The organism is Pseudomonas sp. LBUM1655 (assembly GCF_059716085.1).
Window position 1 is genome coordinate 979,239 of the sequence record NZ_CP166801.1, and the last position, 15,142, is coordinate 994,380.

General features: G+C 58.4%; 12 protein-coding genes and 1 pseudogene. 6 read left to right on the forward strand and 7 right to left on the reverse strand.

Going from position 1 to position 15,142, the window contains the following annotated elements:
- Positions 1-21: 21 nt before the first annotated feature.
- The 3 genes from ACA074_RS04210 to ACA074_RS04220 form a co-directional block, all read right to left on the reverse strand.
- Positions 22-1,647 (reverse strand): ABC transporter substrate-binding protein, encoded by a 1,626-nt coding sequence (locus tag ACA074_RS04210; protein WP_497678500.1) that lies wholly within the window; start codon positions 1,645-1,647, stop codon positions 22-24.
- A 259-nt stretch (positions 1,648-1,906) separates the two neighbouring features.
- Positions 1,907-3,508: an ABC transporter substrate-binding protein gene (locus ACA074_RS04215; protein ID WP_497678501.1), complete on the reverse strand. Its 1,602-nt coding sequence runs from the start codon at positions 3,506-3,508 to the stop codon at positions 1,907-1,909.
- Between the two features lie 258 nt (positions 3,509-3,766).
- Positions 3,767-4,929 (reverse strand): IS3 family transposase gene (locus ACA074_RS04220; RefSeq protein ID WP_497677316.1). Its coding sequence is split into 2 segments (ribosomal slippage): positions 3,767-4,674 and positions 4,674-4,929, totalling 1,164 coding nucleotides; the frame shifts between segments, so codons are not numbered across the junction.
- 797 nt (positions 4,930-5,726) lie between these two features.
- Between ACA074_RS04220 and ACA074_RS04225 the strand changes: the two genes are divergently transcribed.
- Positions 5,727-6,083, forward strand: a complete 357-nt coding sequence (locus ACA074_RS04225) for a DUF6124 family protein (protein WP_489879244.1) — start codon at positions 5,727-5,729, stop codon at positions 6,081-6,083.
- A 179-nt stretch (positions 6,084-6,262) separates the two neighbouring features.
- Here ACA074_RS04225 and ACA074_RS04230 read toward each other — a convergent pair whose 3' ends face one another.
- Entirely contained in the window at positions 6,263-6,979 is a 717-nt protein-coding gene (locus ACA074_RS04230; protein WP_187676752.1) for an SIMPL domain-containing protein, read from the reverse strand.
- 410 nt (positions 6,980-7,389) lie between these two features.
- Here ACA074_RS04230 and ACA074_RS04235 point away from each other — a divergent pair, with 410 nt between their 5' ends.
- The 4 genes from ACA074_RS04235 (at position 7,390) to ACA074_RS04250 (ending at position 11,883) form a co-directional block, all read left to right on the forward strand.
- Positions 7,390-8,652 (forward strand): ATP-binding protein, encoded by a 1,263-nt coding sequence (locus ACA074_RS04235; protein ID WP_187676753.1) that lies wholly within the window; start codon positions 7,390-7,392, stop codon positions 8,650-8,652.
- Positions 8,645-9,205, forward strand: coding sequence for a response regulator transcription factor (locus ACA074_RS04240; RefSeq protein WP_007942792.1), 561 nt, complete (start codon positions 8,645-8,647; stop codon positions 9,203-9,205). The genes ACA074_RS04235 and ACA074_RS04240 overlap by 8 nt, the downstream gene beginning before the upstream one ends.
- Positions 9,206-9,301: 96 nt before the next feature.
- Complete coding sequence (locus tag ACA074_RS04245; RefSeq protein ID WP_497616430.1) at positions 9,302-11,029, forward strand: ABC transporter ATP-binding protein/permease; 1,728 nt, start codon at positions 9,302-9,304, stop codon at positions 11,027-11,029.
- A gap of 104 nt (positions 11,030-11,133) precedes the next feature.
- Positions 11,134-11,883, forward strand: coding sequence for a FadR/GntR family transcriptional regulator (locus ACA074_RS04250; RefSeq protein WP_187676755.1), 750 nt, complete (start codon positions 11,134-11,136; stop codon positions 11,881-11,883).
- A 4-nt stretch (positions 11,884-11,887) separates the two neighbouring features.
- Here the strand turns inward: ACA074_RS04250 and ACA074_RS04255 are convergent, their stop codons facing one another.
- From ACA074_RS04255 to ACA074_RS04265, 3 genes and pseudogenes are all read right to left on the reverse strand, one after another.
- Positions 11,888-12,202: a hypothetical protein gene (locus ACA074_RS04255; RefSeq protein ID WP_489879241.1), complete on the reverse strand. Its 315-nt coding sequence runs from the start codon at positions 12,200-12,202 to the stop codon at positions 11,888-11,890.
- A gap of 210 nt (positions 12,203-12,412) precedes the next feature.
- Positions 12,413-12,604 carry a hypothetical protein gene (locus tag ACA074_RS04260; RefSeq protein WP_489879240.1) on the reverse strand — a complete coding sequence of 64 codons (192 nt, stop codon included), beginning with the start codon at positions 12,602-12,604 and terminating at the stop codon, positions 12,413-12,415.
- A gap of 15 nt (positions 12,605-12,619) precedes the next feature.
- Positions 12,620-13,923, reverse strand: a pseudogene (locus tag ACA074_RS04265) (phospholipase).
- Positions 13,924-14,158: 235 nt separating this feature from the next.
- On the opposite strand from ACA074_RS04265, the gene kdgD reads away from it, so the two are divergent.
- A complete protein-coding gene (gene kdgD, locus ACA074_RS04270) occupies positions 14,159-15,070 on the forward strand; it encodes a 5-dehydro-4-deoxyglucarate dehydratase (RefSeq protein ID WP_042557640.1) in 912 nt (303 codons plus the stop codon).
- The last annotated feature ends 72 nt before the right edge of the window (positions 15,071-15,142 follow it).

Below are 15,142 nucleotides of genomic sequence, written 5' to 3' on the forward strand. Positions count from 1 at the left end.
AAACGTCGCCGCTGTGTCTTTTTATTTGCTGACGCTGACGCCGTAGAAGGAGTTCAAGCCAAATGGGCTGATCTTGAAGTCCTGCACGTTGGCGCGCATGGGTTGATACACCGTCGAGTGAGCGATAGGTGTCATTGGAACAGCATCTTTGAGGACGTGTTGCGCCTGTTTGTACAGTTCGGTGCGCTTGCCCTGGTCGGTGGTGCGCTTGGCTTCTTTGACGAGGCCGTCGAACTTCTTGTCGCACCATTTGGAGAAGTTGTTGCCGCTCAGCGAATCGCAGCCAAACAGAACGTTGAGCCAGTTGTCCGGATCACCGTTGTCACCGCTCCAGCCAATGATCATGGCCTGGTTCTCGCCACCTTTGGAACGCTTGATGTACTCGCCCCATTCGTAGCTGGTGATCTTCACTTTCAAGCCGATCTTGGCCCAGTCGGACTGGAGCATTTCAGCCATCAGCTTGGCGTTCGGGTTGTACGGACGCTGCACCGGCATCGCCCACAGAACGATCTCGGTACCTTCCTTGACGCCGGCTTCCTTGAGCAGCTGCTTGGCTTTCTCAGGGTCGTACTTGGCATCCTTGATGGTGGTGTCGTAAGACCACTGGGTCGGCGGCATGGCGTTGACGGCCAATTGGCCAGCGCCCTGGTAAACCGAGTCGATGATCTGAGACTTGTTGACAGCCATGTCCAGTGCCTGACGCACGCGCAGGTCGGCCAGCGGGTTCGCTTCGTTGCTGCCCTTGACCTTGTCCATCACGTTGTAGGCGATGTAGCCCAGGTTGAAACCAGCCTGGTCAGGCATCTTCAGCGACTTGTCTTCTTTCAGCGCTTTCAGGTCGGCTGGACGCGGGAACAGGGTGACCTGGCACTCGTTCTTTTTCAGCTTCTGAATGCGTACCGACGGGTCGGTGGTGATAGCGAAGATCAGGTTGTCGATCTTCACGTCTTCAGGCTTCCAGTAGTCCTTGTTCCCGGTGTAGCGGATGTTGGAGTCTTTCTGGTAGCTCTTGAACACGAACGGACCAGTGCCGATCGGCTTCTGGTTGATGTCGGCAGGCTTGCCTTCCTTGAGCAGCTGGGCAGCGTACTCGGCGGACTGAACGGACGCGAAGCTCATGGCCATGTTCTGGATGAACGCAGCATCAACTTCTTTAAGGGTGAACTTGACGGTGTGGTCGTCGACTTTATCGATCTTGGTGATGTTGGTGTCCATCCCCATGTCGGTGAAGTACGGGAATTCGGTCGGGTACGCCTTACGGAACGGGTCATCCTTGTTAATCATGCGATTAAAGGTGAACAGCACGTCGTCGGCGTTGAACTCACGAGTCGGCTTGAAATACGGGGTGGTGTGGAACTTGACGCCTTCACGCAGGTGGAAGGTGTAAGTCAGGCCGTCATCGGAAATGTCCCACTTGGTCGCCAGACCAGGAATCACGGCGGTGCCGCCGCGTTCGAACTGGGTCAGACGGTTGAACATGGTTTCGGCTGAGGCGTCGAAGTCGGTTCCGGTGGTGTACTGGCCCGGATCAAAACCGGCCGGGCTCCCTTCGGAGCAAAACACCAGGTTAGTCGCAGCGGATGCGAAAGGTGCGGAGGCTAACAAGCCTGCGCCGACTAAAAACGGAATGACCGCGTGTTTAAGCATGTTGGCCTCATGATTTGTTGTCATTTTTTGATTTGAGGTACGACCTCGTGAGTCGTGCCTGCGGATACTTATGCAGGCGCCATACCCAATGCAAGATCCAGAGCGGCCGGCGGCCTCAAACGGTGGCACGAACGTACCTTAATGTCGCATCTGTATAACTTTTGACGCATTTGACCGTTTGCGGGTGGTTTTTACGGTGCAAATGAAGCCCCAAAATGGTGCGCGGTTCAGGCTGTGCGCGCCGCCTTGGGGCTCGGTGTTACTTATTTATACCCACGCCGTAAAAGGGGGTTAGACCAAAAGGGCTGATACGGAAATCAGTGACTTCTTTACGCAGTGGTTGGAACACCGTGGAGTTGGCGATCGGGGTGATCGGCACCTGCTGTTTAAGGATCAGTTGCGCCTGTTGATACAGTTTTACCCGCTGCGCTTTGTCAGTGGACACCTTGGCCTGTTGCACCAGTTTGTCGTAGGCCGGGTCGCACCATTTGGCGTAGTTGCTGCCTTTCACCGCCGCGCAGCTGTAAAGCACGCCGAGCCAGTTGTCCGGATCGCCGTTGTCGCCGGTCCAGCCGTAGATCATCGCGTCGTGTTCGCCGTTCTTGGCGCGCTTGATGTACTCGCCCCATTCATAGCTGACGATGTTGGCCTTGATGCCGATCTTCTCCCAATCCTGCTGGATCATCTGCGCCGACATCCGCGCATTCGGGTTCGAGGCGCGCTGCACGGTCATTGCCCAAAGGTTGATGGTTGTACCCGGTGCAACCCCTGCTTCTTTAAGTAGCGCCTTGGCCTTTGCCGGATCGTGCGGCGCGTCCTTGATGTTCGGATCGAACGACCATTGCGCCGGCGGCAAAGCGTTCTGGGCCAACTGACCGGCACTCTGGTAAACGGCTTTGATGATCGCCGGTTTGTCGATGGCCATGTCCAGGGCCTGACGCACCTTGAGCTGGTCCAGCGGCGGGTGAGTGGTGTTGTAGGCGAGGAAGCCAAGGTTGAAACCGGCCTGTTTCAGCACGCGCAGGTTCGGGTCTTTTTCCATCACTTCGATGTCGGCGGGGCGTGGGTAACCGCTGACCTGGCATTCGCCGGTTTTGAGTTTTTGCAGGCGTACGGCGGCGTCCGGGGTGATCGAGAAAATCAGGTTGTCGATCTTTACATCTTCGGGTTTCCAGTAGGCCGTGTTCGCGACGTAGCGGATTTGCGAATCTTTTTGATAGCGCTTGAACACGAACGGGCCGGTGCCGATCGGTTTCTGGTTGAGGTCGGCGGCTTTGCCTTCCTTCAGCAGTTGCGCGGCGTATTCGGCGGATTGCACCGAGGCGAAGCTCATGGCGAGGTTTTGCACGAAGGCGGCGTCGACGTTGTTGAGGTTGAAGCGCACGGTTTGCGCGTCGAGTTTTTCGACTGATTTGATGGTGGTGTTGAGGCCCATGTCGGTGAAATACGGGGACTCGGCGGGGTAGGCCTTGCGGAAGGCGTTTTCCGGGTCGAGCAGGCGTTGGAAGGTGAAGAGGACGTCGTCGGCGTTGAAGTCGCGGGTTGGGGTGAAGTATTCCGTTTTGTGGAATTTCACGCTCTGGCGCAGGTGGAAGGTGTACTGCAGGCCATCCGTTGAGACGTCCCATTTTGTGGCCAGGCCGGGTTCGATGTCGGTGCCGCCGCGTTTGAATTGGGTGAGGCGGTTGAAGACGGTTTCGGCGGAGGCGTCGAAGTCGGTACCGCTGGTGTATTGGCTGGGGTCGAAGCCTGCGGGGCTGGCTTCGGAGCAGTAGACCAGGGTTGTGGCGGCGTTTGCTATCGGGGCGGTTGTGGCCAGGGCCAGCGAGATCAAAAGCGGTTTGAGGGTGGATCTTGGCATGGAGTCCCCGGGGGTATGGAGGTGGTTTTGGGTTGAGATTAGCGGGGAATTGTGGGGGTTCGGAAATATCGTTTTTCTTGGGGGAGTGTCTATCTCGGTATATCTGGCGGGTTGTGTGTATATCCGTTGCTGCGGTTATGGCTGCTTGGGGTTCCGCCCTTACGGCGGGTCACTTTTTCCAGACGCCGAAAAAGTAACCAAAAAGGCTTGCTCCTGCGTGCGGCCCGCTCGCTGGGGCTCGGGGTTCCTTTGTAGTGGTCAACCAATCCCGGACACGACGTTAAGTTCTTCCTCGGCCCGCGCTGGTGCCAACCCCTCGTTGAACTGGTGAGGCCGAATCCAGTTGTAGCGATGCATCAAAAAGTGGCTGATATCGCGCTGTGCTTCCTGCGCAGTTCGATAGCCCACGGTCGGTATCCATTCTGTTTTCAAGCTACGAAATACGCGCTCCATCGGTGCGTTATCCCAGCAGTTTCCTCGTCGACTCATGCTCTGACGCATGCGGTATCGCCACAACCGCTGGCGAAAGAGTCGGCTTGCATATTGCGATCCCTGGTCCGAGTGGAATAGCAGATCCGAAGGCCTGCCACGCTGCTCGTAAGCCATATCCAGCGCTTTGATCACCAACTCAGCGTCTGGCTTTTCCGACAGCGCCCAGCCCACGATCCGACGCGTACAAAGATCCAGGACGACAGCCAGGTAATGCCACTTTCCTTGTGCCCAAATGTAGGTGATATCGCCGCACCAGACTTGATTGGGCGCAGGCACGTCGAACTCGCGATTCAATGTGTTCGGGATATCCAGTCTTTCTACTGTTGCTCGTTTGTAGGCATGGGAGCCGGGTTGTTTGCTGACTAAATCAAGCTCGCGCATCAAGCTACGCACTTTGAATCGACCGAGTTGCTCACCGTCTTCACGCATCAGTGACAGGATGCTGCGACTGCCCGCAGAGCTGCGACTTTGCGAGAACAGCTCACTTACGCGACTACGCAATCGAAGCCGTTCGACATCCGGCGTGCGGCGCCGCAGGCGCTGGGCGTAGTAACACGAGCGAGTGACGTCAAACACCTTGCACAGCCAATCAACCGGCTCATGTGCCCTCAACTGGTCAATCAGCGCGAACGCTCGTGATCTTCCGACATCAAGAGCGCGGTAGCCTTTTTTAGTATTGATTTCTCTCGCTCAAGCCGAGCAATCCGGGCTTCCAGCTCCTGAATTTTTTGCTGTTCCGGAGTCAGTGCCTTGCTCTGCGGAGTGACGCCTTTATGTTCTTTCTGAATCTGGTCAACCCAGCGGCGCAATGCCGACTCACCAATGCCGAGCGAACGGCTGGCTTCGATGTAGCTGTAGTTTTGTTTGAGCACAAGGTCAGCAGCCTCGCGCTTGAATTCAGGAGTAAAGGAGCGGCGTTGTTTAGTCATCTGACACCTCGATCTGGCGAGCATTCTCGCCTAAATGGGTGTCCGGTTTCATTAGACCACTACACTTCGCTCCGGGATCGATCCGGGCGCAGCGTCTCCGGTTTGCTTCGCTGCACCTCCTTTCGCTGTGTTTGGCTTCGCCAAACGGTCGCTGCGCTCCCACCCCCGGATCAATCCCTCCACTCAGCCTTCCGACGTCGCCCGTGGATCAAGATCAAAAGCTGCAGCCGAGCTAACGCTCATCCTGTTGAGTGGTGGAAAAGCGTGCGGTCGGCTTTTGGGTTGTGTTGGGTTTGGCCCTCATCAGGACGCCGCCAGCCCAGCGCTCTCCCGAGGGCGAGGGAGCCGATTTGTGGGCTTTTCAAACCTGAGTTCGACTCGGTATCCCACGTCGGCGTACCTCTCCCAAACACCTCGGTCAGTCCCCTCTCCCTCCGGGAGAGGGCTAGGGTGAGGGTTCGCTTTTGGCTGTTTAAAGAGCTGTCGAATTACCAGAACCTTCCCACAAGGTTTTCAGGTTGTCCGTCGGACGTGCGATCTCTAGGCTTGGGTTGTCGCAGAAGACTCTGCGATCGGGAGGTGAGATTCCCGGTTATTGAATTTGGAAACCTGCGAAAGCCGCTCCATAATCGCCGCCAGCTCATGCTGTCGGCAGTTCTTTATGGCGGCTATGTACGGGCGGACTTCGGTTCGGCCGGGTTGGTTTCCTTACCGGTAATCTCACTCCGTACATAGTTGCCACCTCGTTTCTCGAGTGAGATCGGAAATGAATGGCGTCATTCGTAAGGAAATGCTCCATGGATAAATTGGTCCCCGACCCACCCCTCGAAACCCCCCTCGAAGAAGCCCTCCGCGCCGAAGACCTCGCCCGAAACCGCGAAGCCATCAACCGCGCCCTCGATTTCTATCTCTGTCCCCAACCCAGAAAACCGCGCCAACCGAGCACGATGTTCATGGTTTGCCCCAACGTCGACACCGAAAGCCTGCTCGCCCACGCCTGTGAATCACTGGCCTCTGCCAGCGCAGCGGCCAGCAACTTCGCCAACGAGTTGGGCGGCACGCAGCGCAATACGGTGCTCGGTATTCAGCAGATCATCATGCTGGCCGAACTGGCGGTGAACCGGGCGCTGGATCGGGTTGATCCGCAAACCTGATCCCCAGGGTTACCGCGTCATCGTTCTTCGCGAGCAGGCTCGCTCCCACAGGAGTACGCATTCCAACTGTGGGAGCGAGCCTGCTCGCGATGGCGACAGCTCAAACAACACAAATCCCAGGCACAAAAAAACCGGCGATCATGCTCTGATCGCCGGTTTTTTATTCAGCCCATATCACATCACTGCATCAACACTTCAATCGAGCCATCAGCGGTCATGCTGACCTGGCTGGTGCCCGCTTCAACTTCCGGCGTCACTGGCGCTGAATCCATGCCGGCGGCTTTCATCATCATCGGGGCGCGCAGGTACGGTTGTGGGTAGCCGTTGCTGTTGAGGTTCAGGTTGACGATTTTGTAGCTCTTGCCGCCGAGTGCGTCAGTGGCCAGTTGGGCGCGGGCCTTGAAGGCGGTGACGGCTTCTTTGAGCAACTGGTCTTCACTGGCCTTGCGGGTCGGGTCGGCGATGGCGAAGTCCATGCCGCCCATTTTCAGGTCGGTCAGCAGTTCGCCGGTGAGTTTGGACAGGGCGGCGAAGTCGGCGCTTTCCAGGCGCAGTTCGGCGCGTTCACGCCAGCCAGTGATCTTCTGACCCTTGGTGTCGTAGATCGGGTAGCTGTTACGGCTGCCTTGGCGCAGGGTGATGTCTTTGACTTGCTTGGCCTGGGCCAGTGCCTTGTTCATGGTGGTGCTGACGTCGGCGGCGAGTTTGGCCGGGTCGGTGTTTTGCTCTTCGGTGTAGAGGGTCACGATCATCAGGTCGCGGGCCACTTCCTGGCTGACTTCGGCGCGCAGGGCAATCTGGTTGTAGTGCAGCTCATCGGCGGCCAGGGCCGGAAGGCTGGCGACGCTGCCGATGGTCAGGGCGAGAAGGGCGGCGCTGCGGCGAAATGTGTGCATGAAAGCTCCTTGATGGGGGCGCAGGTTTTTTCAGTTCTGGCCTGCGTGAACCATCAGACTCTAGCTTTTATGATCCGGTTCGCCCAGTTACAACTTCTATACAGATGACAGCGTGCAGTGGGGGAGTGCTTCTGTGGCGAGGGGATTTATCCCCGATCGGCTGCGCAGCAGTCGCCATTCAGCGCATGCGGTATGCCTGACTGAACCGGATTACAAGATTTGGGGCCGCTTCGCAGCCCATCGGGGATAAATCCCCTCGCCACATTGATCCCGAATACCTTCGGAACCTTGTTCGGCATAGCCCAGTTTTCAGGCAACGCCATGTGGTCGTTTGCCGCACTTTCGCCTCTCAAGGGCGCGGCTTGGTTATACTCCGTGCGATCCGCCTGGAGCGCTCATCAGGAGAGCTCATGCTCGCCCCCGTTCAACTGACTTCCGCCACTCGCCAGAACCTTTGGCGACTGACTTTCATCCGCACCCTGGTGCTCGCCGCGCAGGCCGGCTCTGTGGGGCTGGCCTATTGGCTGCAACTGCTGCCGTTGCCGTGGGTGCAACTGGCGATGACGCTCGGCTGTTCGACACTGCTCTGCGTGTTTACCGCCGTGCGTTTGCGCACATCGTGGCCGGTGACCGAACTCGAATACGCGCTGCAACTGGCCTGCGATCTGGTTATCCACAGTGCGCTGCTGTATTTCTCCGGCGGTTCAACCAACCCCTTCGTTTCCTATTATCTGGTGCCGCTGACCATTGCGGCGGTGACGCTGCCGTGGCGTTATTCGGTGATCCTGTCCGGCATCGCGCTGGCGTTGTACACCTTGATGCTGACGCGGTTTTACCCGCTGGAAACTCTGCCGGTCGCCCGCGAAAACCTGCAGATATACGGCATGTGGCTGAGTTTCGCCCTGGCCGCTGCGGTGATCACTTTCTTCGCCGCGCGCATGGCCGAAGAGTTGCGCCGTCAGGAAGAATTGCGTGCGATCCGCCGTGAAGAAGGCCTGCGCGATCAGCAGTTGCTCGCCGTCGCCACCCAAGCCGCCGGCGCCGCCCATGAGCTGGGTACGCCGCTGGCAACCATGAGTGTGCTGCTTAAAGAGATGCAGCAGGATCACCCTGACCCGATGTTGCAGGACGATCTGAAAGTGCTGCAGGATCAGGTCAAACTGTGCAAAGAAACCTTGCAGCAACTGGTGCGCGCCGCCGAAGCCAACCGGCGTCTGGCGGTGGAGATGCAGGACGTCACGGTCTGGCTCGACGAAGCGCTGAACCGCTGGCACCTGATGCGCCCGGAAGCCAGTTATCGCTTCCATCGTCTCGGCCAGGGCACGGTGCCGCGCATGGCGCCGCCGCCGGATCTGACCCAGGCCCTGTTGAATCTGCTCAACAACGCAGCCGACGCCTGCCCGGAAAACCTCAAGGTGACGCTGGACTGGGACGCGGAAAACCTGACCATCAGTATTCGCGACCATGGCGCCGGTGTGCCGCTGGCCATCGCCGAACAGATCGGCAAACCGTTTTTTACCACCAAGGGCAAAGGTTTCGGCCTGGGCCTGTTTTTGAGCAAGGCCAGCGTGACACGCGCCGGCGGCTCAGTGAAACTCTATAGTCATGAGGAAGGCGGCACGCTCACCGAGCTGCGCCTGCCCCACGGCGCCCGAGGAGACCAACATGAGTGACGAAATCCAAGTTGAAGGCGAAGAACTGCCGCATTTGCTGCTGGTCGACGACGACGCGACCTTTACCCGAGTGATGGCCCGCGCCATGGCCCGCCGTGGCTTTCGCGTCAGCACCGCCGGTTCTGCCGAGGAAGGCCTGACCATCGCCCAGGCCGATCTGCCTGACTACGCCGCGCTGGACCTGAAGATGGACGGCGACTCCGGCCTGGTGTTGCTGCCGAAGTTGCTCGAACTCGACCCGGAAATGCGCGTGGTGATCCTCACCGGTTATTCAAGCATTGCCACTGCGGTCGAGGCGATCAAGCGTGGCGCCTGCAACTACCTGTGCAAACCCGCTGATGCCGACGACGTCCTTGCCGCGCTGCTCTCTGAGCACGCCGACCTCGACACGCTGGTGCCGGAAAACCCGATGTCGGTCGACCGCCTGCAATGGGAACACATCCAGCGCGTGCTCACCGAGCACGAAGGCAACATCTCCGCCACTGCCCGCGCCCTGGGCATGCACCGCCGCACGCTGCAGCGCAAACTGCAGAAACGTCCTGTTCGTCGCTGAACCTGCGCTGAACGACTATCGCCAGCCCTCGCGATAAAACGCACCGATCATCTATGATCGGTGCGTGTCTGTTCTTTTCTATATCGAGCCTTTTCCATGAATCAGAACGCTGAATATTCCGCGGTCAACGATGCTGTGCGCGGGCAGTTTTTTCGCAAAGTGTGGGCGATGATCACGCCTTATTGGCGCAGTGAGGAGAAGGTCAAGGCCTGGACGCTGCTGATTGCAGTGATCGCACTCTCGCTGGTCAGCGTGGGCATCTCGGTGTGGTTCAACACCTGGTACAAGGATTTTTACAACGCGCTGCAAAAGAAGGATGAAGCGGCGTTCTGGAATCTGATTCTCTACTTTTGTGCAATCGCAGCGGTGGCGATTGTCGGTGCCGTATACAGACAATATCTGACGCAGATGCTGACGATCCGCTGGCGGGCGTGGCTGACCGAAAAGCATTTCTCCCGCTGGCTCGCCGACAAGAATTATTACCAGCTGGAGCAGGGCGGTTACACCGATAACCCGGATCAGCGGATTTCCGAAGACCTCAACAGCTTTACCTCCAACACCCTTGAACTGGGTATCGGGCTGTTGCGCAATATCGTCAGTCTGGTGTCGTTCTCGATCATTTTGTGGGGTGTGTCGGGCAGCATCGAAATCTATGGCATCACCATTCCCGGCTACATGTTCTGGTGCGTGCTGGTTTACGCCGTGGTGGGTAGCTGGCTGACGCATTTGATCGGTCGTCGCTTGATCGGTCTGAACAACAAGCAACAACGTTTCGAAGCTGACCTGCGTTTCTCTATGGTGCGGATACGTGAGAACGCCGAGAGTATCGCGTTGTACAACGGTGAGCCGAATGAGAACCGCCGGCTGAGTAACCGTTTCGGGATGGTCTGGCACAACTTCTGGGACATCATGAAAGTGTCCAAGCGCCTGACGTTTTTCACCGCCGGTTACAGCCAGGCCGCCATCATCTTTCCGTTCATCGTTGCTTCGCCGCGTTACCTCGCCGGTAAGATCGAACTTGGCGAGCTGATGCAGATCAGCTCGGCATTCGGCAACGTTCAAGAGAGCTTCAGCTGGTTTATCAACGCGTACCAGAGCCTCGCTTCCTGGCGTGCCACCTGTGATCGTCTGCTGAGTTTCCGCCAGGCGATGACCGACAATGAAGAGCGTCCTCCAGCCATCGATGTACAGAATCAGGGCCGCGAATTGAAGGTGCATGACCTCGGACTGGATCTGGCCGATGGTCGTCATCTGCTGACCAGCGCCGACATGACCGTCGAACCGGGTGAGCGCCTGATGCTCAGCGGCCGCTCCGGCAGCGGCAAGTCCACCTTGCTTCGGGCGATGGGCCATTTGTGGCCGGCGGGCCACGGCAGCATTCGACTGCCGGCGGCGCGTTATCTGTTCCTGCCGCAGAAACCCTATCTGCCGATCGGCACTCTGCGAGACGCGCTGAGTTATCCACAACCGGGTGATACGTATTCGTCGGAACGCTACGCCGAGGTGCTGGAAACCTGTCGTTTACCGCATCTGGTCGCCCGTGTAGATGAAGCCAATCACTGGCAGCGCATGCTGTCGCCAGGTGAGCAGCAACGTCTGGCCTTCGCCCGCGCGCTGCTCTATGCGCCGCAATGGCTGTACATGGACGAAGCGACCTCGGCGATGGATGAAGAGGACGAAGCGACGCTGTATCAGGCACTGATCGATCAGTTGCCGGGGTTGAGCATCGTCAGCGTTGGTCATCGCAGCAGCCTCAAACGCTTCCACCCACGGCATGTGCGGATCGACAGCGGTCATTTGGTTGAGCAGACCGTGAACGCCTGATCACCTCCACTCCTACAGAGAAGCGATGTGAGCCGACCAGTGATCGTACAACCCGCTTGAGCTATGATGCCCCCAAGCCGAATTTTCGAGACAAGATACAGACTATGGAAAACGCGATCGAAACCCCGCGGCTGCCGCGCAAGCGCCGCAGTCTGGCTCAGGAACTGGTGACGGTGCTGAGCGAGCAGATCCGCGATGGCCTGCTCAAGCGCGGCGACAAATTGCCCACTGAGTCGGCGATCATGGAAGCCCATGGCGTCAGCCGTACGGTGGTGCGCGAGGCGATTTCCCGTTTGCAGGCCGCCGGCCAAGTGGAAACCCGCCACGGCATCGGTACCTTCGTGCTCGACACACCGAGCCCGAGCGGCTTTCGTATCGACCCGGCCACCGTCGTTACCCTGCGTGACGTGTTGGCCATTCTTGAATTGCGCATCAGCCTCGAAGTGGAGTCCGCCGGCCTCGCCGCGCAACGCCGCAGCCCCGAGCAACTGGCAACCATGCGTGCCGCCCTCGATGCGCTGAACGACAGTGTCGCCCATGCCAGCGATGCCGTGGCTTCTGACTTCGCGTTTCACCTGGAAATCGCCCTGTCCACGGGCAACCGCTATTTCACCGACATCATGACCCACCTGGGCACCAGCATCATTCCGCGTACCCGGCTGAATTCCGCGCGACTGGCCCATGACGATCAGCAGCACTACATGAATCGCCTGAGCCGCGAGCACGAAGAAATCTACGAGGCCATCGCCCGCCAGGATTCCGATGCGGCCCGTGCGGCCATGCGCCTGCACCTGACCAACAGCCGCGAAAGACTGCGCCAGGCCCATGAAGAGGCGCAGGCGCAGAGGGGGTAACGGCTTAGGCTTCGATACGCAGCATCAGCGGGGCCGAAAACGGCTCCATGCTCGATTCGTCCTGAAACTTGTAGCGCAGTTCAATTTCGCAACTCACGTACGTCTTCAGCACTTCCTTCGGAATCTGCAATTCGATGCCCGTGAGTTTTTCCATCTCGTCCTCGGCGTCATCCCAGGCGCCAGTATCGACTTCTTCGCCTGCCCATTCGGGCTCTTCGGGATCGTCGCCAAGAATGGCGTAGACGCTCCAATTGGCTGCAAAGTCGCTGGAGTCCGGGACCTCAACGATCAGGTGATCGCTCAGTTCCGACAAGTTCACGGTTACCGTTTCAGATGAATGAGGCAGAAATTGCGGGAGTGTGGGTGAGGCTAAAGTCATGAGGGTCGCTCTCCATGCGTAGTGCGCCGTGATCCATTCACGGCGGTTCTGCACGGTAAAAGACTCTCGCGGAAGGTGTTTTAAACCGTTCATTTCCAGTCATTTCAAAGCCCCCCCTGCGGCAGTCCCGGCAGGGGGGGGCGGATGTTGTCAGTGGCGCGGCAGAATTGACCGGTCAACTCTTACGGCGAGCAGGCCGGCAACGGGTTTGGCATCAAAGGTGGCGTAACCTTGGGCATTTACCGTCGCCCGGGCGATCGGCAGGCCTTTGGCCAACAACTCCAGCGGCGCACCCTTGAGCGATTCGCCCGAGGCCAGTTCCAGTTTCAATGTGATCGTCATGGCGGTTCTCCTTGATTAATTGACGTTGCCGGTCGGGTGGTAATCCTTGAGCAGCAGGTAAGTGCTCCAGCCCCACCAGTCGTCGACGGTCGCGGTGTCGTTGAGGTTGTTGACGTCCTTGCGCCGCAACACTTTGCCGCCTTCGGTGCGGAACAGTGGCGAGAAGTTGTTCGCCAGATTCAGTACCGCCGTCAGGTCCGGCAGGCGTTTGAGCGCGGCGAACGCGGAAGGCGCGGGGAGGTTGCCGCTGAGGTAAGCCGCGAACACTTCATCTGCCGAGGTTTGCACCGCTTGATTGACCTGTTGGCGGTTGTCGGCGTCGGTGGCCTCGAAGTAGCGCTTGTCACCGTATGCCCGCCACTGATCACCACGACTGTTTTGTACCTTGAGGCCGAATTTGCTGTCCTCATCGTGCATAAAACGGGTGATCAACGAACCCAGATCGCTCGGTGTCACCACTGCCGCCAGCTCCTTGCGTGGCACCCGCAGGTGGCCGGAGGAAAACAGGTCGGTGAGGAAGTGGTCGGCAAACGCGTTCATCGCGTAAGCCCGTTCCAGTTGCAGCTCATCCTGATTGGCGCGGGCAGCAATGGCGGTTTGCAGCGCGGCGGTGTGGCCGGCGATATAGGCCAGTTTTGCCCATTCGCCAAAGTGGTCAGCGTTATTTGCCGCCAGTTTCAGGTAACGCCCGAGCGGGAACAGCGCCGAGACAAAACTGCCGCCACCGGTGATTTTGTTCCACTCTTCGGACAACGTATCTCCTAACGCGTCGTAGGCTTCGTGCGGTTGTTTCCCGTCCTGATGGCCTGTTTAACCGCGTCGATCTCTTTTTGCATTACCGCAAGAATCTGCGTGGCTTCGGCCCGTGCGGCGGGCAACACCGCAAGAGAGTCGAAAGCGGCGTTGAAACGTTGCAGGCGATCCACCGGCGTAGCGCCTTCGCTGATCGGGCGATCCGGGATGCCGTAGAAATCACCCCCCAACGCCAGAACCTGGCCGTAAGTGAAGGCTGAGCCGTTCGGCAGGTGCAGTTGCACGTTTTGCGCGAGCACCGGTTCGGCATTTTCGACAAAGCGCAGCAGCGTGTTGTCGCCGATGGCCGTGTGTTCGCCACCTTCGAAGCGTGCCTGCGGCCTGCCTTTAAAGGCGTTTGCGGGGAGGGCAGTGACCGGTTCGACATCGCTGTGGGCATCGGCGATGTGCAGCACCAGATGCGGATTTTCGGCGTCAAAGCCGATGCCGGATTCAGTGAACAGATCATCAAAACGGGCAATGATCGGCTTGGGTTTTTCCTGAGGTTTCGGGTGTAGACCGGACATTTCTTTCTCCTTGATATGTCATCGGAAGGTTTATGCTTGGCTGTATGTATATACAGTTAAACAAACCTTAGCCGAGAAATTTCCTACGTCAAGAAACGATCTTGTCCGACAAAAAGTGCCCGCCAACGATGAAATGCAGTTGACGGTTATCTTTTAAGTTGTACGATGACCTACAACTTCAGCGAGCGCTGAAAGGTTTACTCACAACAATATTGCTACCCAGGGTGTTCGAATAATGAATCCACAAGAACTGAAGTCCATCCTCTCTGCCGGCCTGCTGTCTTTCCCGGTCACCGATTTCAACGCGCAGGGCGATTTCAACCGCGCGGGCTATATCAAGCGTCTGGAATGGCTGGCCCCGTATGGCGCTTCGGCCTTGTTCGCAGCCGGTGGCACGGGTGAGTTCTTCTCCCTGGCCGCCAGCGAATACTCGGAAATCATCAAGACTGCCGTCGACACCTGTGAAACCAGCGTGCCGATCCTCGCCGGCGTTGGCGGTTCGACCCGTCAGGCCATCGAATACGCTCAAGAAGCCGAACGTCTGGGCGCCAAAGGCCTGTTGCTGCTGCCGCACTACCTGACCGAAGCCAGCCAGGACGGCGTTGCCGCCCACGTTGAAGCGGTGTGCAAATCGGTCAAGATCGGCGTGGTCGTCTACAACCGCAACGTCTGCCGCCTGACCGCGCCGCTGCTGGAACGTCTGGCCGAGCGCTGCCCGAACCTGATCGGTTACAAGGACGGTCTGGGCGACATCGAGTTGATGGTGTCGATCCGTCGCCGCCTCGGTGATCGCTTCAGCTACCTGGGTGGTCTGCCGACCGCCGAAGTCTACGCCGCTGCCTATAAGGCGCTGGGCGTGCCGGTTTACTCGTCGGCAGTGTTCAACTTCATTCCGAAAACCGCGATGGATTTCTACCACGCGATTGCCCGTGAAGATCACGCCACCGTCGGCAAGATCATCGATGACTTCTTCCTGCCGTACCTGGACATCCGCAACCGCAAGGCCGGTTACGCCGTGAGCATCGTCAAGGCGGGCGCAAAAATCGCCGGCTATGACGCAGGCCCGGTGCGGGCACCGCTGACCGACCTGACCGGCGAAGAGTACGAAATGCTCGCCGCACTGATCGACAAGCAAGGTGCGCAGTAACACACGACAAACCGAGGCCGCTGAGCAATCAGCGGCTTTTTGCGTGAAGGCTTTTAGTTTCGAGGGCTGTCC